Source organism: Streptomyces rishiriensis, from assembly GCF_030815485.1.
Classification (GTDB): domain Bacteria; phylum Actinomycetota; class Actinomycetes; order Streptomycetales; family Streptomycetaceae; genus Streptomyces; species Streptomyces rishiriensis_A.
Genome location: NZ_JAUSWV010000002.1, coordinates 2597819 through 2617335, shown reverse-complemented (window position 1 = coordinate 2617335; position 19517 = coordinate 2597819). Strand labels below are relative to the sequence as shown.

Annotated in this window: 17 protein-coding genes; 9 read left to right on the top strand and 8 right to left on the bottom strand. The window is 72.1% G+C overall.

The features are described from left to right. Positions 1–82: 82 nt before the first annotated feature. Genes QF030_RS14150 through QF030_RS14140 form a run of 3 tightly spaced genes read left to right on the top strand, consistent with a single transcriptional unit; the run spans position 83 to position 3434 of the window. Complete coding sequence (locus QF030_RS14150; RefSeq protein ID WP_307163022.1) at positions 83–1513, top strand: glycosyltransferase family 4 protein; 1431 nt, start codon at positions 83–85, stop codon at positions 1511–1513. Continuing rightward, positions 1507–2358, top strand: a complete 852-nt coding sequence (locus QF030_RS14145; protein WP_307163021.1) for a class I SAM-dependent methyltransferase — start codon at positions 1507–1509, stop codon at positions 2356–2358. The genes QF030_RS14150 and QF030_RS14145 overlap by 7 nt, the downstream gene beginning before the upstream one ends. Further along, positions 2355–3434 (top strand): prenyltransferase/squalene oxidase repeat-containing protein, encoded by a 1080-nt coding sequence (locus QF030_RS14140; RefSeq protein WP_307163020.1) that lies wholly within the window; start codon positions 2355–2357, stop codon positions 3432–3434. Before QF030_RS14145 ends, QF030_RS14140 begins: the two co-directional genes overlap by 4 nt. Positions 3435–3477: 43 nt before the next feature. On the opposite strand, the gene QF030_RS14135 is transcribed toward QF030_RS14140, so the two are convergent. The 5 genes from QF030_RS14135 to QF030_RS14115 all read right to left on the bottom strand — a co-directional run bounded on the left by QF030_RS14135 (position 3478) and on the right by QF030_RS14115 (position 7868). Beyond that, complete coding sequence (locus tag QF030_RS14135; protein WP_054238057.1) at positions 3478–3768, bottom strand: hypothetical protein; 291 nt, start codon at positions 3766–3768, stop codon at positions 3478–3480. Between the two features lie 65 nt (positions 3769–3833). Next, positions 3834–4844 (bottom strand): LLM class F420-dependent oxidoreductase, encoded by a 1011-nt coding sequence (locus QF030_RS14130; protein WP_307163019.1) that lies wholly within the window; start codon positions 4842–4844, stop codon positions 3834–3836. Between the two features lie 108 nt (positions 4845–4952). After that, positions 4953–5756: a DUF5336 domain-containing protein gene (locus QF030_RS14125; RefSeq protein WP_307163018.1), complete on the bottom strand. Its 804-nt coding sequence runs from the start codon at positions 5754–5756 to the stop codon at positions 4953–4955. 178 nt (positions 5757–5934) lie between these two features. Continuing rightward, entirely contained in the window at positions 5935–6945 is a 1011-nt protein-coding gene (locus tag QF030_RS14120) for an N-acetylmuramoyl-L-alanine amidase (protein ID WP_307163017.1), read from the bottom strand. A gap of 74 nt (positions 6946–7019) precedes the next feature. Then, the gene (locus QF030_RS14115) at positions 7020–7868 is read right to left on the bottom strand and encodes an NAD(P)H-binding protein (protein ID WP_307163016.1); all 849 of its coding nucleotides are present in this window, start codon (positions 7866–7868) and stop codon (positions 7020–7022) included. Between the two features lie 527 nt (positions 7869–8395). Between QF030_RS14115 and QF030_RS14110 the strand changes: the two genes are divergently transcribed. The 3 genes from QF030_RS14110 (at position 8396) to QF030_RS14100 (ending at position 11807) form a co-directional block, all read left to right on the top strand. Continuing rightward, a complete protein-coding gene (locus QF030_RS14110; protein WP_307163015.1) occupies positions 8396–9061 on the top strand; it encodes a TetR/AcrR family transcriptional regulator in 666 nt (221 codons plus the stop codon). A gap of 181 nt (positions 9062–9242) precedes the next feature. Next, positions 9243–10985 (top strand): MFS transporter, encoded by a 1743-nt coding sequence (locus tag QF030_RS14105; protein ID WP_307163014.1) that lies wholly within the window; start codon positions 9243–9245, stop codon positions 10983–10985. Between the two features lie 171 nt (positions 10986–11156). Beyond that, positions 11157–11807 carry a class I SAM-dependent methyltransferase gene (locus QF030_RS14100; RefSeq protein WP_307163013.1) on the top strand — a complete coding sequence of 217 codons (651 nt, stop codon included), beginning with the start codon at positions 11157–11159 and terminating at the stop codon, positions 11805–11807. Between the two features lie 149 nt (positions 11808–11956). Here the strand turns inward: QF030_RS14100 and QF030_RS14095 are convergent, their stop codons facing one another. From QF030_RS14095 to QF030_RS14085, 3 genes are read right to left on the bottom strand one after another with little or no spacing between them, the layout of a single operon-like run. Next, positions 11957–13432 carry a hypothetical protein gene (locus tag QF030_RS14095; protein ID WP_307163012.1) on the bottom strand — a complete coding sequence of 492 codons (1476 nt, stop codon included), beginning with the start codon at positions 13430–13432 and terminating at the stop codon, positions 11957–11959. A gap of 31 nt (positions 13433–13463) precedes the next feature. Further along, positions 13464–14096: a response regulator transcription factor gene (locus tag QF030_RS14090; RefSeq protein WP_307167568.1), complete on the bottom strand. Its 633-nt coding sequence runs from the start codon at positions 14094–14096 to the stop codon at positions 13464–13466. A 29-nt stretch (positions 14097–14125) separates the two neighbouring features. Then, on the bottom strand, positions 14126–15760 hold the full coding sequence (locus QF030_RS14085) for an ATP-binding protein (protein WP_307163011.1): 1635 nt from the start codon (positions 15758–15760) through the stop codon (positions 14126–14128). A 489-nt stretch (positions 15761–16249) separates the two neighbouring features. On the opposite strand from QF030_RS14085, the gene QF030_RS14080 reads away from it, so the two are divergent. The 3 genes from QF030_RS14080 (at position 16250) to QF030_RS14070 (ending at position 19300) form a co-directional block, all read left to right on the top strand. Beyond that, on the top strand, positions 16250–17107 hold the full coding sequence (locus tag QF030_RS14080) for a MaoC/PaaZ C-terminal domain-containing protein (RefSeq protein WP_307163010.1): 858 nt from the start codon (positions 16250–16252) through the stop codon (positions 17105–17107). Between the two features lie 153 nt (positions 17108–17260). Continuing rightward, complete coding sequence (locus QF030_RS14075; RefSeq protein ID WP_307163009.1) at positions 17261–18337, top strand: Zn-dependent alcohol dehydrogenase; 1077 nt, start codon at positions 17261–17263, stop codon at positions 18335–18337. Between the two features lie 15 nt (positions 18338–18352). Continuing rightward, positions 18353–19300 (top strand): 3-oxoacyl-ACP reductase, encoded by a 948-nt coding sequence (locus QF030_RS14070; protein WP_307163008.1) that lies wholly within the window; start codon positions 18353–18355, stop codon positions 19298–19300. Positions 19301–19517 lie beyond the last annotated feature (217 nt).

The window sequence follows — 19517 nt, the reverse complement described above, 5'->3', positions numbered from 1 at the left end:
CGAACGATCAAGTCTGAAACTTGTTCTAGATTAGCGTCCCGTCGTAGTCTCGCGGGACAATGCAGGCAGAAGGGGGCCCGGAGTGACCGCTGAGGCCAGTAAGGCAGGGCCCCGGCACGACCTCGCCGCCGACGGCGGGCGACCGCTCGACATCGCGCTCCTCACCTATAAGGGGAACCCGTTCTGCGGGGGCCAGGGTGTCTACGTACGGCACCTCTCACGCGAACTCGCCCGTCTCGGTCACCGCGTCGAGGTGATCGGCTCCCAGCCCTATCCGGTGCTGGACCCGGGCCACGACGACCGCCTCTCCCTCACCGAGCTGCCCAGCCTCGACCTCTATCGTCAGCCGGATCCTTTCCGCACCCCGAAGCGCGGCGAGTACCGCGACTGGGTCGACGCCCTCGAGGTCGCCACGATGTGGACCGGCGGCTTCCCCGAGCCGCTGACCTTCTCGCTGCGGGCCCGTCGCCATCTGCGCGCGCGCAGCGACGAGTTCGACATCGTGCACGACAACCAGACCCTGGGATACGGGCTGCTGGGGGACATCGGCGCGCCCCTCGTCACCACCATCCACCACCCCATCACCGTCGACCGGCAGTTGGAGCTTGACGCCGCCGAGGGGTGGCGGCGCCGGTACTCCGTGCGGCGCTGGTACGCGTTCACCCGGATGCAGAAGCGGGTCGCCCGCCGGCTGCCGACCGTGCTCACCGTCTCCGGCACCTCCCGCAAGGAGATCGTCGACCACCTCGGCGTCCGTGACGACCGCATCCACGTCGTCCACATCGGCGCCGACACCGACCTGTTCTCGCCGAACCCCGCCGTGGCCGTCGTGCCGGGCCGGATCGTGACGACGTCCAGCGCGGACGTCCCGCTCAAGGGCCTGGTCTTCCTGGTCGAGGCGCTGGCCAAGGTGCGCACCGAGCACCCGCACGCCCATCTCGTCGTCGTGGGCAAGCGCCCGCAGGAGGGGCCGGTCGCCCAGGCGATCGAGCGGTACGGCCTCGAAGGCGCCGTCGAGTTCGTCAAGGGCATCTCCGACGCCGAACTGGTCGACCTGGTCCGCTCGGCGGAGGTCGCCTGCGTGCCGTCGCTGTACGAGGGCTTCTCCCTGCCGGCCGCCGAAGCCATGGCCACGGGCACCCCGCTGCTCGCCACGACCGGCGGGGCGATCCCCGAGGTCGCCGGGCGCGACGGCGAGACGTGCCTGGCCGTGCCGCCGGGCGACTCCGGGGCCCTGGCCACGGGTCTCGGACGGCTGCTGGGCGATCCCGAGCTGCGGGCCCGGCTCGGTGCGGCCGGACGGCGACGGGTGCTGGAGCGGTTCACCTGGGCGCGCGCCGCCGAGGGGACCGTGGCCCGGTACCGCGAGGCGATAGCCGAGGGCGGTCGCCCGCGAGTCGCCGAGGCTTCCGCGGCTCCGGCCGCCCCCGCAGCCGTCGAGGCCGTCGGTGCCGGTGCCGACCTCGACGCCGTATCCGAAGCATCCGATCGCGAAAGCAGGGCCACGTGCTGACCGTCGACTTCTCCCGGTTCCCGCTCGCCCCGGGCGACCGAGTCCTGGACCTGGGCTGCGGTGCCGGCCGGCACGCCTTCGAGTGTTACCGGCGCGGCGCGCAGGTCGTGGCCCTCGACCAGAGCGCCGAGGAGATCCGCGAGGTCGCCAAGTGGTTCGCGGCGATGAAGGAGGCCGGCGAGGCCCCCGAGGGCGCCACCGCGACGGCCATGGAGGGCGACGCCCTCGCCCTGCCCTTCCCCGACGAGTCCTTCGACGTCGTGATCATCTCCGAGGTCATGGAGCACATCCCGGACGACAAGGGCGTCCTCGCGGAGATGGTGCGGGTGCTCAAGCCGGGCGGCCGGATCGCCATCACAGTGCCGCGCTACGGACCCGAGAAGGTCTGCTGGACCCTCTCCGACGCCTACCACGAGGTCGAGGGCGGCCACATCCGCATCTACCGGGCGGACGAACTGCTCACGAAGATCCGCGAGGCGGGCCTGAAGCCGTACGGCACCCATCACGCCCACGCGCTGCACTCGCCGTACTGGTGGCTGAAGTGCGCCTTCGGCGTCGACAACGACAAGGCGCTGCCGGTGCGGGCGTATCACAAGCTGCTGGTCTGGGACATCATGAAGAAGCCCCTCGCCACCCGGGTCGCCGAGCAGGCGCTGAACCCGCTCATCGGCAAGAGCTTCGTGGCGTACGCGACCAAGCCGCACCTGCCGCGACTCCCCGAGCAGAACGGGCAGGCCCGGCAGGACGAGCAGTCCGGGCAGGCAGAGAAGTCCGGGCGGACCAAGAACACCAAGAACACCAAGCCCAGCGAGAACACCGAGAAGACCGGGGCGGTCGCCAAGTGACGACCCCCCGGACGGAACACCTCGTCCTGCCCGGGGTCCTCACCGCCGAGCAGGCCGCCGCGACCGTCGCCGGCATCCTCGCCGAGCAGCGGGAGGACGGCGCGATCCCGTGGTTCCGTGGCCACCACCTCGACCCGTGGGACCACACCGAGGCGGCGATGGCGCTGGACGCCGCGGGCGAACACGAGGCGGCCGAGCGGGCGTACCTCTGGCTGGCCCGGCACCAGAACGACGACGGTTCCTGGTTCGCGGCGTACGCGGACGGCGCCTTCGACGACGTCACCGACCGGGGGCGCGAGACGAACTTCGTCGCCTACATAGCCGTGGGCGTCTGGCACCACTACCTGTCCACCGGTGACGACACCTTCCTGGACCGCATGTGGCCGGCCGTCTACGCGGCCGTCGAATACGTGCTGCGGCTCCAGCAGCCCGGCGGTCAGATCGGCTGGCGGCGCGAGGACGACGGAACCCCGACCGCGGACGCGCTGCTCACCGGCTCCTCCTCCGTCCACCAGGCGCTGCGCTGCGCACTGGCGATCGCCGATCAGCGCGAAGAGCCGCAGCCCGACTGGGAGTTGGCGTTGGGCGCGCTGCGGCACGCCATCCGTCGGCACCCCGAACGGTTCCTCGACAAGGACCGCTACTCGATGGACTGGTACTACCCGGTGCTGGGCGGCGCGCTGACCGGCACGGAGGCCAAGTCCCGCATCGAGGCAGGGTGGGAGCGGTTCGTGGTCCCGGGGCTGGGCGTGCGCTGCGTCGTTCCCAACCCGTGGGTGACGGGCGGCGAGTCGGCCGAACTCGCCCTGGCCCTGTGGGTGGTGGGCGAGTCCGACCGCGCGTTGGAGATCCTTCAGTCGATCCAGCATCTGCGCGACGCGGAGTCGGGCCTGTACTGGACGGGGTTCGTGTTCGAGGACGAGGCGATCTGGCCCCGGGAGCTGACCACCTGGACCGCGGGGTCGCTGCTGCTCGCCGTGGCGGCCCTCGGCGGCCACGAGGCCACCTGCGCCGTGTTCGGCGGGGAGCAGCTGCCGACCGGACTGTCCGGGCTCGAGGCGGACTGCTGCGCCTGACCCGTTCCCGGGGCGGATCCCAGGACCCGCCCCGGGACCTGCCCTAGTGGCGGTGGACGCGGTTGGCGATCGCGTGCCCGATGAACAGGTAGACGACGGCTGCCAGGCCGTAGCCGGCCACCACGCGCGCCCAGGCCTCGTCGAACGTGAACAGGTCACGCGACCAGCCTGCCAGCCAGTTGGCCGCGTCATGCACGAACTGGACCAGGTCGTTGCCCCGGTTGGCGTCCAGCAGGTACATGAGGATCCACAGCCCGAGGATGACGGCCATGACGTCCGCGACCACCGCTATGACCGTTCCGGCGGAGTTGGAACCACTGCGATATCGAGACATGACTTCCGTCTGGCCCCGGAACGCCGGTTGAAACGTGGAGTGTTCGCACTGGCGTGCGCCCGTGGCTATGAGTTGAGCTCGGCCAGCACCCGGAGGGTCGTCCGGTCAGGGGCGACGACCAGTAGGTCCGTCACCGGCCCCTTGCGCCAGGACTCCAGCCGTTCGGCGACGCGTTCACGCGGGCCGACCAGGGAGATCTCGTCGGCGAAGGCGTCGGGGACGGCCAGCACCGCCTCCTCGCGCCGCCCGGCCAGGAAGAGCTCCTGGATGTGCCTTGCCTCCTCCTCGTATCCCATGCGGGCCATCAGGTCGGCGTGGAAGTTGCGGGTGGCGTGGCCCATGCCGCCGATGTAGAAGCCGAGCATGGTCTTCACGGGCAGCAGGCCCTCGGTGACGTCGTCGCAGATCCGTACCTGAGCGAGGGGCGCGACGCGGAAGCCCTCGGGCAGCTCAGCCACCGCCGGGCCGTACGCGTCCGGCCGGTTCGGCGACCAGTACAGCGGCAGCCAGCCGTCGGCGATCCGGATCGTCTGGGCGACGTTGCGCGGACCCTCCGCGCCCAGCAGCACCGGCAGGTCGGGACGCAGGGGGTGGGTGATGGACCTGAGCGGTCTGCCGAGGCCGGTCCCGTCCGGGCCGCGGTACGGGTGGGAGTGGAAGCGGCCGTCCAGTTCCACCGGCGCCCGGCGGCGCAGCACCTGGCGCACCACGTCCACGTACTCCCGGGTCGCGGTCAGGGGGGACTCGGGGAAGGGCCGGCCGTACCAGCCCTCCACCACCTGGGGACCCGACAGGCCCAGCCCGAGCGTCATCCGGCCGCCGGAGAGATGGTCCAGGGTCAGGGCGTGCATCGCGGTCGTGGTGGGGGAGCGGGCCGCCATCTGCGCCACCGCCGTGCCCAGTCGGATCGTGGACGTCCGGGCGGCGATCCACGTGAGGGGGGTGAAGGCGTCCGAGCCCCAGGACTCCGCCGTCCACACGGAGTCGTAACCGAGCCGTTCCGCCTCGCGCGCCAGCTCCACGTGGTCGGGGGAGGGGCCGCGGCCCCAGTAGCCGAGCGCCAGACCGAGCCGCATGCCCGCCTCCTGACGGCGTGTCAGACAAGGGAAGGCTGCGACTGTACGACAACGGCCCCCCGCCCGGAAGGGCGAGGGGCCGTGCGTGAAGCCGTGCGGAACGCGGAATCAGCCGCGCTGGATGCCGGAGGCGTCCCGCAGGACACCGCGGCGGCCGTCCTGGGTCTGGGCGACCAGGCCCTGGGCGCCCTGCTCGACCGCGAGGTACCAGGTGCCCGGCGCCAGTTCGGCGATCGGCATGGGCGCGCCGTCCTCCGCGTACAGCGGACGCGGCACCGGCACCGCGAACCAGAACGGGGAGAAGTCCCCGCCCGCCGGCTGGGCCGGAGCCGGCTGGGCGCCGAACGGCGGCTGACCCGGCTGGGGCTGCTGCGGCGGACCGCCGAAGGCCGACGGCTGGGGCGCGCCCGGGTAGCCGTAGCCCGCGGGCGGCTGGGCGCCGTAGGGCTGCGGGGCAGCCGGCCTGGGAGCCGGGACGAGGGCGGCCTGCAGGGCGGGCACCAGCGGGGTGGCGATCGCGCCGGCGGCCAGCAGCAGCGCGGCGATCAGGCCCAGGATGAGACCGGAGCCCGTGTCGATCTCGGTGGTGCCGAAGGTGTCGCTGAACGCGCCGAGCGGGTCGATGATCGTCCAGAACGCCGTCCACGCGGCGAAGACCGTCAGCGCGACACCGAACTGCCCCAGGTCGATGCCGGCCACCTTGCGCGGCTGCGGAAGCGCGCGGGCGACGACGATCAGGGCGGCACCGATAATTCCGCCGATGTACATGCTCATTACGAGGCCGAGGTTGTCCCAGGCGTTCGGGACGTCACTGCCGGAGCCGTCGAACGTGTCCAGGAACGACGCGATGAACAGCAATACCGCTGCCCCGATCACCACGCCGTCGCCTCGAGTGAGGGAGCGGATATTCACTTCAGGTCCTTCGTCAGTCGTCTCGTCATCGGTACACGCATACACATGTCGGTAGAGGCGTCGCTGTCACCATGTCGCCGTCAGGCCCCTGTGTGAACCGCGGGAGTGGCCCCTCATCGTAGGGACGACACTATCGTCACCACGATCGAGCTGTCCGCCGGGATGAGTGCCCTGATCACTACCCGTGCAGGAAACTCACGATTCCCTCAGAGATCCCCTGCGCCGCCTTCTGCCGCCAGGCGCCACTGGTCAGCAGCGCCGCGTCCTTGGTATCGCGCATGTTGCCGCACTCGATGAACACCTTGGGAACCGTTGACAGATTGAGACCGCCCAGGTCCTCACGCGTGACGAGACCGGTGCCGTCGCCGACGTAGTCGGACGGTGAAGTGCCCGTGGTCCGGGTGAAGTCGCCCGCGATCAGCTTCCCGAGGTCCTTCGACGGGGCGACGATGGCGCGGGTGTCCGCGGCGCCCTCGTGCACCGCGCCCGGCAGGATCACATGGAAGCCGCGCTGTCCCGCCCCGGCGCCGTCGGCGTGGATCGAGACGACGGCGTCGGCGTGCGCCGCGTTCCCGATCCGGGCCCGCTCGTCCACGCACGGGCCGAACGGCCGGTCCCCGTCCTGCGTCAGCCGCACCGTGGCGCCCTGCCGCTGGAGCAGGGTGCGCAGCCGGTGGGCCACGTCCAGCGTGAACTGGGCTTCGCTGTAACCGGAGTTCGTGGACGTCCCCGTCGTGTCGCACTCCTTCCGGTTGGTGCCGATGTCGACCTCGCGGTTGATGTCGGCGGTGTGCCGGTAATTGGTGGGGTTGTGGCCGGGGTCGATGACGACGACCTTGCCCCGGAGTGAGTCCGCGCCCGAACCGGCGGCCGGGGCGGAGGAGGAAGCGGAAGCGGTGCCCGTACCGGCACCCGTCTTCCCGTCACCGCCCGCGCCGCCCCTGCTGCCCGCGCCGTCCTCGCCGTTCGCGGGGGAGCTCAGGACGCTCGACGCCGCCCCGGACCCGTTCGCCCCGCCGCTCCCGGTCCCGCCCGATGCCTCGTACGCCAGCCAGCCCAGCAGCGCCCCGGGCACGAGCGCGGCGAGCGCCACGGTCAGCGGGCGGCGCAGCGGCGAGCGGCGCGGCGGCGGGGGACCGGAGGGGCCGGAGGGATCGAAGGGATCGGGGTTCGAGCCTGCGTACGACACATCTGTCACCCTAGCCGCCGCCCCGACGAGGTCTCAGCGGGACGGCGTCCGGACGGATGACGGACGGCGCCGACTCAGGGGGCGGTGAAGTCGGCGAGGTGGTCGGTGACCCAGGCCGTGAAGGGACGGGCGGGGTGGCCGGTGAGTTCCTCGACGGTGCGGGTGAGGGCGACGGGCCTGCCGTCCGTGGACCTCCACCACGCGAGGAGGGCGTCGGCGTAGGCGGCGGGGAGGTGCCCGTCGGTCTCCTCCTTCCATTCTTCGGCGGTGACGTGCTTGACCGCGATGGCGCGGCCGGTGACCGCGGCCAGCCGGTCGATCTGCTCGGTGAACGTCAGCGACTCGGGGCCGGTGAGGGTGAAGCGGCCGCCGCGGTGCCGGGGGTCGGTGAGGACGGCGTGGGCGGCCTCGGCCAGGTCCATCTCGTGCAGGGGGTCGGTGTGGGCGCCGAGGAAGGGGAGGCTGACGGGCAGGCCGGCGCGGACGGACCAGGCCCAGGACGCGGCGTTGGAGGCGAAGGAGCCGGGCCGCAGGAGGGTGGTGGCGATCGGGGAGGCGAGCAGCGCCCGCTCCACGGTCAGGTGGGGGCCGGCCAGGGGGTCGTCCTTCGGCTCGGACCCGGACGCGCCCAGGACGCTGGAGCTGGACAGCACCACGACATGGGTGACGCCGGCCCGGTGGGCGTGGTCGACGAAGTCGGTGACGTGGTCGGGCGTCGCGTAGAGGAAGACGGAGGTGACGCCGGTCAGCGCGGCGGGGAAGGTCGCCGGGTCGGTGAGGTCGAGGGTGACCGCTTCGACGCCGGGAGGCGGGGCGAGGTCGGCGCGAGCGGCGGAGCCGACCCGTACGGGTATGCCGTCGGCGTGCAGCAGGGCGAGCAGCCGGGTGGCTACCGCGCCGCGACCTCCGGTGATCAGGATCATGGCGGTTCCTTTGTGTGGGCGGGGTGTTGCGGACTGCGGACTGGGGGGCGCTGAGGTCGGGGCTGATCAGGGCTGGTCGGGGGTGATCAAGGGTGGTCGGGGGTGCTTCGCGCCTCGGGGAGCTGTGGGACCGCTGGGCTCTGCGCGTTCCGGGACGGTGCGGAGGGTTCGCGTTCCGGGACGGTGCGGACGGTTGCGGGTTCGGGGTGGTGCGAGGGATTGCGGGCGACCTTGGGGCGCTGCCTGATGGCGGGGCGCTGACCGGTTCCGGGGCGCCGGGGTTCCGGGTTGGGCGATCCCGGGGCCTGGAGGAACAGCGATCCCGGAGGTACCCCGCCGCTTGCGCGGAGTGCAGGGCGGTGGCGAAGCGTCGACTGCGAACGTTGTTCGTGGCGAACAGTGTTCGTCCACTGCGATGTGAGCCTAGGGAACGAACGCTGTTCGTGTCAAACACTGTTCGTCACGGTCGAGGTTCGTAACGACCAAGGTTCGTGGCGACCGGCGTTCGTGGCGGTTACCCTCTCCCGGTGACCCCCGAGCCGATCAGCCGCCGCGCGCGGCCCGCCAAGGCCCCCCTCAGCCGCGAGGCGATCGTGCGGGCCGGGCTGGCCATCCTCGACCGCGACGGTCTGGACGCGCTCACCATGCGTCGCGTGGCCAAGGAGCTCGACACCGGGCCGGCCTCCCTCTATGTCTATGTCGCCAACCGTGACGATCTGATGGCCGCGATGCTGGACGAGGCGCTCGCCCGGGTCCCGCTCACCGCGGAGGGCACCTGGCGGGAGCAGATGCACGCCCTGGTGGCGGCGAGCGTCGAGGCCATGAGCCGGCACGAGGGGCTGGCCGCCGTCGCCCTCGGCGCCATCCCCACCGGCGCCAACGCCCTGCTCATCCTCGACCGCATGCTCGCACTGCTCAAGCAGGCCGGCCTCGACGACGTCACCGCCGCCTGGGCCGTCGACCTGCTCCATCTCCACAGCGCCGCGGCCGCCGCCGAGCAGAGCGCCTACCTCACCAAGGGAGGCGAGGAGGAGACGGCCGTGGCGGACGCCGACCGCCGATACGCGGCCCTGCCCGCCGACCGCTACCCGATGATCACCGCCCTGCGGCCGGCCCTCTTCTCGTCCGGCGACCGCGACACCTGGGGCCTGGACGTCCTGCTCAGCGGCATCCTCCAGACCCCCGCCCGCTGACCGCCCGACAGCACCCGCCCAGCACCCGCCCCCGGGTCGTCGGGGCGCGGCGTCTTCCGGCCGCTTCTTCAAGAGAAGATAAAGAAATCGTTAGTACGCCAAAGCATCGGAATAGTTGCCCATGCATACAGGTTCAGCCTCCATGTAAGCGCCGAACGACCCGCCCCGGAGGCCCCACCCCATGACGCACACGACGACCGGCCGGCCCACCCGCGAAGCGAGCGGAGCCGTCGTCCCGGTGCTCGCCTTCGCGGGCATCGTGGTCGCGGTGATGCAGACCCTGCTCGTCCCGGTCATCAAGGACCTGCCCCAGCTGCTGGGCACCGCGCCCAGCAACGCCACCTGGGTCCTGACGTCGACGCTGCTGTCGGGTGCCGTGGCCACACCGATCATGGGCCGCCTCGGCGACCTGTACGGCAAGCGGCGCCTGCTGATAGCCAGCCTCTCGGTGATGGTCGTCGGCGCGCTGGTCAGCGCTCTCACGAGCGACCTGATCACGATGATCGTCGGCCGTAGCCTCCAGGGCTTCGCCATGGGCGCCATCCCGCTCGGCATCGGTCTGATGCGGGACATGCTGCCGCGCGAGAAGCTCGGTTCGGCGATGGCCCTGATGAGCTCCTCGATCGGCGTCGGCGGCGGCCTCGCCCTGCCGCTCGCGGCCCTGATCGCCCAGCACGCCGACTGGCACGCCCTGTTCTACGGCGCCGCCGCCCTCGGCGCCCTCGCCATCGCCCTCACCCTGCTCGTCGTCCCCGAGTCCCCGGCGCGCGCCGAGGGCACCTTCGACGTCGCGGGCGCGATCGGCCTCTCCACCGGTCTGGTGCTCTTCCTGCTGCCGATCACCAAGGGCAGCGACTGGGGCTGGACCTCCGGCACGACCCTCGGCCTGTTCGCCGCCGCGGCCGTCGTCCTCGTCCTGTGGGGCGTGATGGAGCTGCGGCTGAAGGCCCCGCTCGTCGACCTGCGCACCACGGCCCGACCCGCCGTCCTCTTCACCAACCTCGCCTCGATCATGGTCGGCGTCTCGTTCTACGTGGTCTCCCTGGTCCTCCCGCAGCTGCTCCAGCTGCCGAAGGCCACCGGCTACGGCCTCGGCCAGTCGATGGTCACCGCCGGTCTGCTCGTCGCGCCGCTCGGCCTGACGATGATGTTCACCGCGCCCGTCTACGCCAAGCTGTCCGCCAAGTACGGCCCCAAGTTCACCCTGATCCTCGGCATGCTGATCATCGCGATCGGCTACGGCGCCGGCCTCGGCCTGATGAGCGCCGCCTGGCAGAGCCTCGTCATCGCCGTCGTCCTCGGCGCGGGCATCGGCCTCGCGTACTCCTCCCTGCCGGCGCTGATCGTCGGCGCGGTCCCGGCCTCGGAGACCGGCGCGGCCAACGGCCTCAACACCCTGATGCGGTCCATCGGCACCTCGGTGTCCAGCGCCGTCATCGGCATGGTGCTGGCCAACACCGCGAACGACGTCGGCGGCGTCGCCGTACCGACCATGCACGGCTTCCGCGTCTCCTTCCTCATCGCCACCGCGGCCGTCGCGGTCGGCCTGCTCCTCGCCCTCTTCCTGCCCAGGCAGCAGCGCCCGTCGGCCGCGCCGCAGCTGCGCGCCAGCAGCGAGGAGGACGCCAACCTCAAGCACGCCGAGGAGGTCCTGCGGGGCTTCCGCGGCCGGGTCCTGGACGCCGACGGCGTCCCGGTCGCCCGCGCCAAGGTCACGCTCATCGACCGCCGAGGCCGCCAGGCCGGCGCCACCCTGTCGGAGGAGGACGGCAGCTACGCTCTCGCCGTCCCCGCCCAGGGCGCCTACGTCCTCGCCGCCAAGGCCACCGGCCACGGCCCGCTGGCCAGCTCCGCGACCCATGCGGGCGACGAGCGTCCGGTCGACCTCGACCTGGCCCTGCCGGGCCGGACGGTCAACGCCTGACTCCCGCCGGGCCCGGCCCCACACCCCGCGCGGCCCCGCAACCGGTCGTTTCCGCACCCCCTGTCGCCTCGGCGGCGGGGGGTGCGGCAGCATGGGCGCGGCCCTACGCACGAGCACCGCACGCACTACCACCACGCACGTACCACCACGCACGTACCTCGGAGGACCCCCATGCCCGCGGCACCCAAGCCCGAGATCCTGGCCGCGTTCGAGGCGGCGAAGGGGTTCATGCCGGTCGACGAGGGACTCGCGCTGTACGCGGCCGCCGTCGAGGCGGGCGCGCTCGGGCTGCCCCTGCTCGAGGTCGGCACCTACTGCGGGCGCTCCACCATCCTCATCGCGGACGCGGCCCGCCGGGCCGGGGTCAGCGCGCTCACGCTGGACCACCACCGCGGCAGCGAGGAGCAGCAGCCCGGCTGGGAGTACCACGACCCGGAGACCGTCGACCCCGAGGTCGGCCTGATGGACACCCTGCCCACCTTCCGCCGGACCCTGCACCGCGCGGGCCTGGAGGAGCATGTGGTCGCACTGGTCGGACGTTCGCCGCGCATCGCCGCGTTCTGGAACTCGCCCCTCGGTCTCGTCTTCGTCGACGGCGGCCACACCGACGAGCACGCCACCTCCGACTACGAGGGCTGGGCGCCGCACGTCGCCGAGGGCGGTCTCCTCGTCATCCACGACGTGTTCCCCGACCCGGTCGACGAGTTCACCGGCCAGGCCCCCTACCGCGTCTACCTGCGCGCCCTGGACTCCGGGGCCTTCACCGAGGTCTCGGACACCGGCTCGCTGCGGGTCCTGCGACGGACGGGCACGGGCGTCTAGGACGGGCAGGGGCGTCGGACGGGCAGGGGCGTCCAAGGCGTCCAAGGACGGGCGCGGGCGTCCAGGACGGGCAGGGGCGTCCAGGACGCGTTCACGCGCAGGCACGCTCACACCGGGTCGGCACAGGCACGCTCACGCCGGGTCGGCGCTCACGACGGTTTCGCGTTCCGGCGGCGACGGCGGTACCCCGCCGCCAGGAGGACGAGGGTCAGGGCCCCCGCGGTCCACGCCCAGGGATGACGGGAGAACCGGTACGGCGGGGCGGGCGAGGCGTCGAGCGGGATGGCGGCGACGTCGTTGGCCGGGGTGCGGTCGAACGGGTTGTAGGTGCGGACGGTGCCCTTCGCGCCCGCGACCTGACGGTCGATGCGGACGTGGAAGTCGATCGCGGTCGTGCCCCCTTCGTGCCGCACCTCGTAGAACCGGTCGTAACCGATCTCGCAGACGAACGCCCCGCCGGGCTGCTCCGGCCGGTCGCAGGCCCACTTCCCGCCGTCCTCCTCGAAGGAGTACGGGATCGAGGTGATCGTGGTGCCCTCCGGCGGCACCACCTCGAAGCGGCCCATCTCCTCGTCGCCCTGGATCCGGCCGGGGCCGAGGTCCTCCAGCCCGAGTCGCACCTTCACCGTGTCGCCGACCCGCCCCCGCACCGTCGCGGTGACGGGACGGTAGTCGTCCTGCACGGTGGTGGTGATCCCGAGCCTGCCTTGACCGTCGTCGAAATCCTGGGCCGCCGTCGCGACCAGGGTGAGCGGCGAGCCGGTGCCGCGCAGGGTATGGCCGGCCGGGCGGGCCGGGGGCGACGACGACCAGGTGTAGGTCACCTCGCCGGTCAGATGCCCGGGCGGCGTGACCGTGTAGACCAGCGGCGCGCCGGTGCGGTAGGCGGCGCCCGCCGCGGCCCTGGTGGGAAAGGCGCACCAGGCGGAGGTGGGCGCGGGACCCGCGTAGTAGCAGTTGCTGTGCAGGGCGGTCAGCGTCACCCCCTCCGACACGTTCACCTGGAGGGTGACGCCCTGCTTCGCGGGAAAGCGGGTGTTGTTGGCCAACCATGCGGTCACGCCCGCGGACTTCCCCGGCGCCAGCCCGCTCACACGCTTCTCCTGCCCGGGCGCGGACAGCGTCGGACCGCCGACGGTCATCCGGGTGGTGCCGGTGACGGTGGGCGCGTTGTCGGCGGTCGCGGTGTACGTCACCGTCCCGCTGTCACCCGGTTCGACGCCGTCCACACCCAGGAGGGAGAGAGGCGTGTAGCTCTCGCCGTCGCCGTTCTGCAGGGTGCCGTACTCACATGTGTAGACCGTGCCCTCGACCGGGCACGTGTCGCTGTCCGCGAGCCGGGCGACGCCCTCGAGCCCCGAAGCGTCCACGACGACCCGGACGTTGCGGGCCGGTTCGCCCCCCTTGCTCGGCTCGACGAAGACCGGGACGGCGAAGCTGTCGTTCGGGGCGGCCTGCGCCCCCTCGTCTGCGTTGTACATGACGAAGGTCGCCGCTGTCTCGAACCGCATCACGACCTGCTCGGAGCCGTCGGCCGCGGCAGGTGACACCGCCGTGGCGAACAGCGCCGCGACACTAGCCGCCAGCGCGGCCGGACGCCTGAGGATCCGTATCGGCAAGGACATGCGGGCACTATGCCAGCGGTGGTCCGGACCTCTACAGCCAGCCCTGCTGCCGAGCCTCCCGCATGGCCTCCATACGGTTGCGGGTGCCCGTCTTGCCGATCGCGGAGGACAGGTAGTTGCGGACCGTGGACTCCGAGAGGTGCACCCTGGCGGCTATGTCGGCGACGGTCGCGCCGTCCACGGAGGCCTTCAGGACGTCGCACTCGCGGGCGGTGAGCGGGTTCGGGCCGGCGCTCAGCGCTGCCGCGGCCAGCGCCGGGTCGACGACCGTCTCCCCGGCCAGCACCCGCCGGATCGCCGCCGCCAGCTCCTCCACCGGGCCGTCCTTGACCAGGAACCCCGAGGCCCCGGCCTCCATGGCCCGGCGCAGATAACCGGGCCGGCCGAAGGTGGTCAGGATCAGCACCCGGCAGTTGGGCGCCTGGTCGCGCAGCTCCGCGGCCGCGTCCAGGCCGCTCATGCCGGGGAGTTCGATGTCGAGGAGCGCGACGTCCGGCCGGTGCAGAAGCGCCGCGTCCACGATCGCGTCCCCCGTGCCCACCTGCGCGACGACCTCGATGTCGGTCTCCAGTCCCAGCAGCAGGGCCAGCGCCCCACGCATCATGCCCTGGTCCTCCGCGAGCAGCACCCTCACGGACTTGGCGGGGCGGTGGTCACGGGGCATCTCGTTCACTGGCCAACCCGGCATCTCGGTCACGGGCCCAGGTTAGGGCCGGTGGCCGCGGACGGCACGGTGTCCGCGGGCTGCGGTGAGGGGGGTCGCGGTGAGGGCGGCTGTGGCGAAGTGGGCTGCGCCGAGGGGAGTTGCGGTGCCGCGGGGGGCCGTGTCCCTTCCGGGTCGGTCACGGTGGGCCGTATCCCTTCCGGGGTGGTGGCGGGGGGCTTTGGCCCGTCCGGGGCGGTGGCTGCGGACCGTATCCCTTCAAGAACGGTCCCGTGGTCGGTATCGGTGCGGGCGACCTCGACGGCGCGGGTGCCGGTGCCATCTCTCGTGTGGGCGGGCGAGGGGGACATCGGCAGCTCCACCGGCAGTTCCGCCGTGACCCTGAAGCCGCCGCGCGGTCCCGGGCCCGCCGTCAGGGTGCCGCCCGCCGCCGCGAGGCGCTCGCGCAGGCCGGTGAGGCCGGTGCCGCCGCCCGGCGCGCTGCAACCGGCACCGACACCGGCACCGCCCGCGTCGTCGCTGCCCTGACCGCTGTCTCCGTCCTCGTTGCCGCTGCCACTGCCGCCGTCGTCCGTCACCGTCAGGCGGACCCGCTCGGGTGTGCCCGACACGGTGATCCCGCAGTGACTCGCGTCGCTGTGCCGGACGACGTTGGTGACCGCCTCGCGCACCACCCAGCCGAGCAGGGCCGCGCTCTTCGGATCCGGCGGCGGCCCCGACCGGCTCACGGAGGGTTCGACGCCCGCCGCCGTCAGAGCCGAGCGGGCCCGGTCCAGCTCACCGGCCAGACTGCCCTCGCGGTAGCCGGTGACCGCCTCGCGGATCTCCGTCAGCGCCTGGCGGCCCACCGCCTCGATGTCGGTGACCTGGGAGAGGGCCGCGTCCATGTCGCGCGGCGCCAGCCGACGGGCCGCCTCCGACTTCACCACGATCACCGACAGCGTGTGGCCGAGCAGGTCGTGCAGATCGCGCGAGAAGCGCAACCGCTCCTCCTCCACCGCGCGCCGGGCGAGTTCCTCACGGGCGGCACGCAGCTCCCGTACGGCCTCGGAGAGGGAGAGGATCGCGGCCGTCACCATCGTGGATATCCAGGTGGCGTAGGCGATGGTGAGGCCGTCCCAGCCGTCGCGGACGCAGGAGACCGCGCCCGCCAGTACGGCGACGGCGGTGCCGATGGTCCGCAGCTGCGGGCCGCGCAGTACCGCGCCCGTCGCGAGACCGACCAGCGGGAGGAACAGCAGCCAGCTGCCGCCGTACCCGAGGGCGAGTCCGCAGGTCACGACACCCAGCAGAACGAGCGCCACCCGTGTGGAGGTCGCCTCGCGGGTCTCCTTCACGAAGGCGCGGAAGGAGACGTAGACGTAGAGCGAGTTGAACGTCAGCAGGCCAAGGCCGCCGATCCACGGGTCGGCTTCGCCCTGGAAGAGGTTGGAGAACGCGCCCATCCCCATGAGCAGCCACGGCAGCAGGGTGAAGCCGCTGGCCGGCGGACCCGGGTCCTCGGGGATCCGCCCGGCCCGGCGGGCGCTCCGGTGCTCGCTCTCGCAGCGCTCCTTGTCCGCTTTCCCGTGCCGTCGGCGCTCCCGTGCCGCACGGAACGCCGAGCGCCAGGAGCCCCTAAGGCAGGCCGCCTCGCCGTGCCGGTCCTCGAACGACCTGTTCATATGTCCGTCCCCCGTTCCTGCGTGCCCACATTCCGTGCGCGACGGTTCACCGCCACACGCCGTGCGCCCTCCCGGCACCGTGGTTGCCACGGCCCTGCTGTGCCACGGCGCTGCTGTGCCACGGCCCCGTCTGTGCCACAGCACGGTCTGTCCGACGGCCCGGTCTGCCTGATGGCCCTGCGCCATGGCGGTGTGCCTGTCTTCGACGCTACGGCTCCGGGCCCGCTCGCGGCAGTGCCGGATGTACCCGGTCGGGCAGGACAAATGTCATCGACACCCGTTTCTGACATACCGTCAGGTGTCTTCACAACTTCCGGGGCCTGGGCTATACAGGGGGTCGCCGCACTGGAACGCGTTCTAGATCCGTTCTGGCTCGGGCGGGTTCCGCGGCCCCGTGACGGCCTCGGTGCGGCCGATCGGTGCGGACGGCCGTGCCGAGGTCTTGGAACGACGCGATCGACCCGATCGATCCGAGCGATCAGGAGCTCCATGCCCATCGACGCAGCCAAGGCGCTCGCCGCCGAACCCCGGACCGGCGAGATCACCTGGGACCGCCGTGACGTCCAGCTGTACCACCTCGGCATCGGCGCGGGCCTCCCGGCGACCGACCCCGACGAACTGCGCTACACGCTGGAGTCCCGGCTCCATGTCCTGCCGAGCTTCGCCACCGTCGCCGGCTCCGGCTCACCCGGCGTGATCAGCGGACTGTCCATGCCCGGCGTCGAGGTCGACCTCGCCCGCGTCCTGCACGGCGGTCAGCGCCTGGAGATCCACCGCCCCATCCCGGTGACGGGCCGGGCGACCGCCACGGGACGCATCGCCGCCGTGTACGACAAGGGCAAGGCCGCCGTCCTCGTCATGCGCACCGAGGTCGCCGACGCGGACGGGCCGCTGTGGACCAACGACGCCCAGATCTTCGTCCGGGGCGAGGGTGGCTGGGGCGGCGACCGGGGTCCCTCCGCCCGACTGGAGCCCCCCGCCGGAGAGCCCGACAGGGTGGTCGAGCGCACCGTCCGCGAGGACCAGGCCCTGCTCTACCGCCTCTCCGGCGACTACAACCCGCTGCACGCCGACCCGGAGTTCGCGAAGCTCGCCGGGTACGACCGGCCCATCCTGCACGGCCTGTGCACCTACGGCATCACGCTCAAGGCGGTCGTCGACACGCTGCTCGACGGCGACGTGAGCCGGGTACGCGGTTACACCACGCGGTTCGCCGGGGTGGTGTTCCCGGGAGAGACCCTGCGTATCCGCACGTGGCGCGGCGAAGGCGCGGTCCGGGTGGCCGTGAGCGCCGTACAGCGGGACGACGCGCCGGTCCTCGCCGACACGCTCGTCGAACACTCCTGAACCACCTGAACCACCTGAACCACCTGAACCACCTGAACCACCAGCTGAAGCAACCACTTGAACCGCCTGAACCGCCGCCAACGGGAGCTGAATCCACCTCCAGAACCGCCCAGCATTCGAGGGGACCCGAGGGGACCCGAGGGGAGCCGCACCATGCGCGCAGCCGTACTGCACGAGATCGGCCAGGACAAGCTGGAGGTCCTCGACGACGTCGAGGCGGTGGGCTTCGGCCCCGGACGCGTCAGGATCCGGATACGGGCCACGGGCCTGTGCCACTCGGACCTCTCCGCGATGGGCGGGGTGCTCCCGCAGCCCGCACCCTTCGTGCCCGGTCACGAAGGCGCGGGGGAGGTACTGGAGGTGGGGGAGGGCGTCACCCGGGTGAAACCCGGTGACCGGGTCGTCGTCTGCTGGCTGCCGGCCTGCGGGGCGTGTCCAGCGTGCAAGCGCGGCCAGACCGAACTGTGCCTGGCCGGGTTCATGAACGCGGGCACCCCCAACTTCCGTCGCCCGGGCGGGGATGTCTTCGGCTTCGCCGGCACCGGAACCTTCGCCGAGGAGGTCGTGGTCGACGCGGGCTGCGCGGTCCCGATCCCCGACGACGTTCCCTTCGACATCGCCGCGCTCATCGGCTGCGGAGTGACCACGGGCCTGGGCGCGGCCCTCAACACGGCGGACGTGCAAGCCGGTTCGTCGGTCGCCGTCATCGGCTGCGGAGGCGTCGGCATCTCCGCGATCCAGGGCGCGCGGCTCAAGGGCGCCGCCGAGATCGTCGCCGTCGACCCGGTTGCCTCGCGCCGCGAAGCCGCCCGAAATTTCGGCGCCACGAAGGCCGTCTCACCGGACGAGCTGCCCGACGCGAAGCAACTGGTCACCGGCGGCGAGGGATTCGACTACGTCTTCGAGGTCGTCGGCCGCTCCGCCACCGCCCGCACCGCCTACGACAACACCCGGCGCGGTGGCACCCTCGTCGTCGTCGGCGCGGGCGCCCTGGACGACTTCCTCCAGCTCAACATGTTCGAGCTGTTCTTCGACGAGAAGCGGATCCTGCCCTCGATGTACGGCGGCGGAGACGTCCTGCGCTCCTACGAGCGGACGATCGCCCTGTGGCGGGCCGGCCGGATCGACCTGTCGGGCCTGATCACCCATCGTGTGGCGCTCACCGAGATCAACGAGGCGCTGGACCAGATGCGTACCGGGGCAGCGCTCCGTACGTGCATAGAGATCTGAGGGGTGGCCGTCCGGATGGCACTGCCACTTGAAGGGCTGGCCGCGATCGTCACCGGCGCGGGGCGCGGGCTCGGCCGGGCAGAGGCGCTGGAGCTGGCGCGACTGGGCGCGGCCGTCGTCGTCAACGACTACGGACAGTCCGGCCGGGACGGGTCGGGCGAGGCGTCGGCCGGGCCCGCCGAGGAGGTGGCGCGGGAGATCCGGTCCGCCGGCGGCTCCGCGCTCGCCCACACCGGGGACGTCGCCGACTTCGAACAGGCGCGTCTGCTCGTCGAGTTGGCGATCAGCGAGTTCGGCAAGCTGGACGTACTGGTCAACAACGCGGGCATCCTGCGCGACCGCATGGTCTTCTCGATGGCCGAGGACGAGTGGGACGCGGTCGTCCGGGTCCACCTCAAGGGGCACTTCAACACGACCCGCTTCGCCGCCGCCCACTGGCGCGACCGGTCGAAGTCTGCCGACGGTCCGGTGTACGGGCGGATCGTGAACACCTCCTCGGAGGCGTTCCTGGCGGGCTCGGCCGGACAGCCCAACTACGCGGCCGCCAAAGGGGGGATCGTCGGGCTGACGACGTCCACGGCACTCGCGCTCGCCAAATATGGGGTGACGGCCAACGTCATCTGCCCGCGTGCCCGCACCCGGATGACGGAGGACGTGTTCGCCGGGTTCGCGCAGCCGGACGAAAGCGGCCTCGACCCTCTCGCACCCGAGCATGTGGCGCCGCTGGTCGGCTACTTGGCCTCACCGGCCGCCGCCCGGATCAACGGACAACTGCTCGTCGCGCACGGTGGCATGGTCGCCGTCGTCGAACGGCCGCGGGTACAGGCGAAGTTCGACAGCAAGGAGGAGGTGTTCGGTTACGAGGAGCTGGACGCCGTCCTCGGCGCGCACTTCGCGGACCGGCCCCGCGGGGAGACGTTCGCCGCGGCGGAGGTGCTGGGGCTGAGGCGAGGCCAGGAGTAGGGGCGGAAACAGGAGTAGGAGCGGAAACAGGAGCGGAAGCGGAAACAAGAGGAGAAGCGGACACGGGGGGAGAGGCGCGACGAGGGGAAGAGGCGGCGAGAGGAGAAGGGGCCTCCGGTCGTCCATGGACGACCGGAGGCCCCTTCGCTGTGCGGCGTACCGTCAGACGGTTGCCTGGGCCCTGTTCTCGGCCCAACTGTCGGCCCAGCTGTCGGCC

Bases quoted from the DNA above. Each gene is read 5' to 3' on its own strand.
- QF030_RS14135 (WP_054238057.1), bottom strand. From the start codon at position 3,768: ATGTCTCGATATCGCAGTGGTTCCAACTCCGCCGGAACGGTCATAGCG.
- QF030_RS14130 (WP_307163019.1), bottom strand. From the start codon at position 4,844: ATGCGGCTCGGTCTGGCGCTCGGCTACTGGGGCCGCGGCCCCTCCCCC.
- QF030_RS14115 (WP_307163016.1), bottom strand. From the start codon at position 7,868: ATGATCCTGATCACCGGAGGTCGCGGCGCGGTAGCCACCCGGCTGCTC.
- QF030_RS14105 (WP_307163014.1), top strand. From the start codon at position 9,243: ATGACGCACACGACGACCGGCCGGCCCACCCGCGAAGCGAGCGGAGCC.
- QF030_RS14100 (WP_307163013.1), top strand. From the start codon at position 11,157: ATGCCCGCGGCACCCAAGCCCGAGATCCTGGCCGCGTTCGAGGCGGCG.
- QF030_RS14095 (WP_307163012.1), bottom strand. From the start codon at position 13,432: ATGTCCTTGCCGATACGGATCCTCAGGCGTCCGGCCGCGCTGGCGGCT.
- QF030_RS14090 (WP_307167568.1), bottom strand. From the start codon at position 14,096: ATGCCCCGTGACCACCGCCCCGCCAAGTCCGTGAGGGTGCTGCTCGCG.
- QF030_RS14085 (WP_307163011.1), bottom strand. From the start codon at position 15,760: ATGAACAGGTCGTTCGAGGACCGGCACGGCGAGGCGGCCTGCCTTAGG.
- QF030_RS14080 (WP_307163010.1), top strand. From the start codon at position 16,250: ATGCCCATCGACGCAGCCAAGGCGCTCGCCGCCGAACCCCGGACCGGC.
- QF030_RS14075 (WP_307163009.1), top strand. From the start codon at position 17,261: ATGCGCGCAGCCGTACTGCACGAGATCGGCCAGGACAAGCTGGAGGTC.
- QF030_RS14070 (WP_307163008.1), top strand. From the start codon at position 18,353: ATGGCACTGCCACTTGAAGGGCTGGCCGCGATCGTCACCGGCGCGGGG.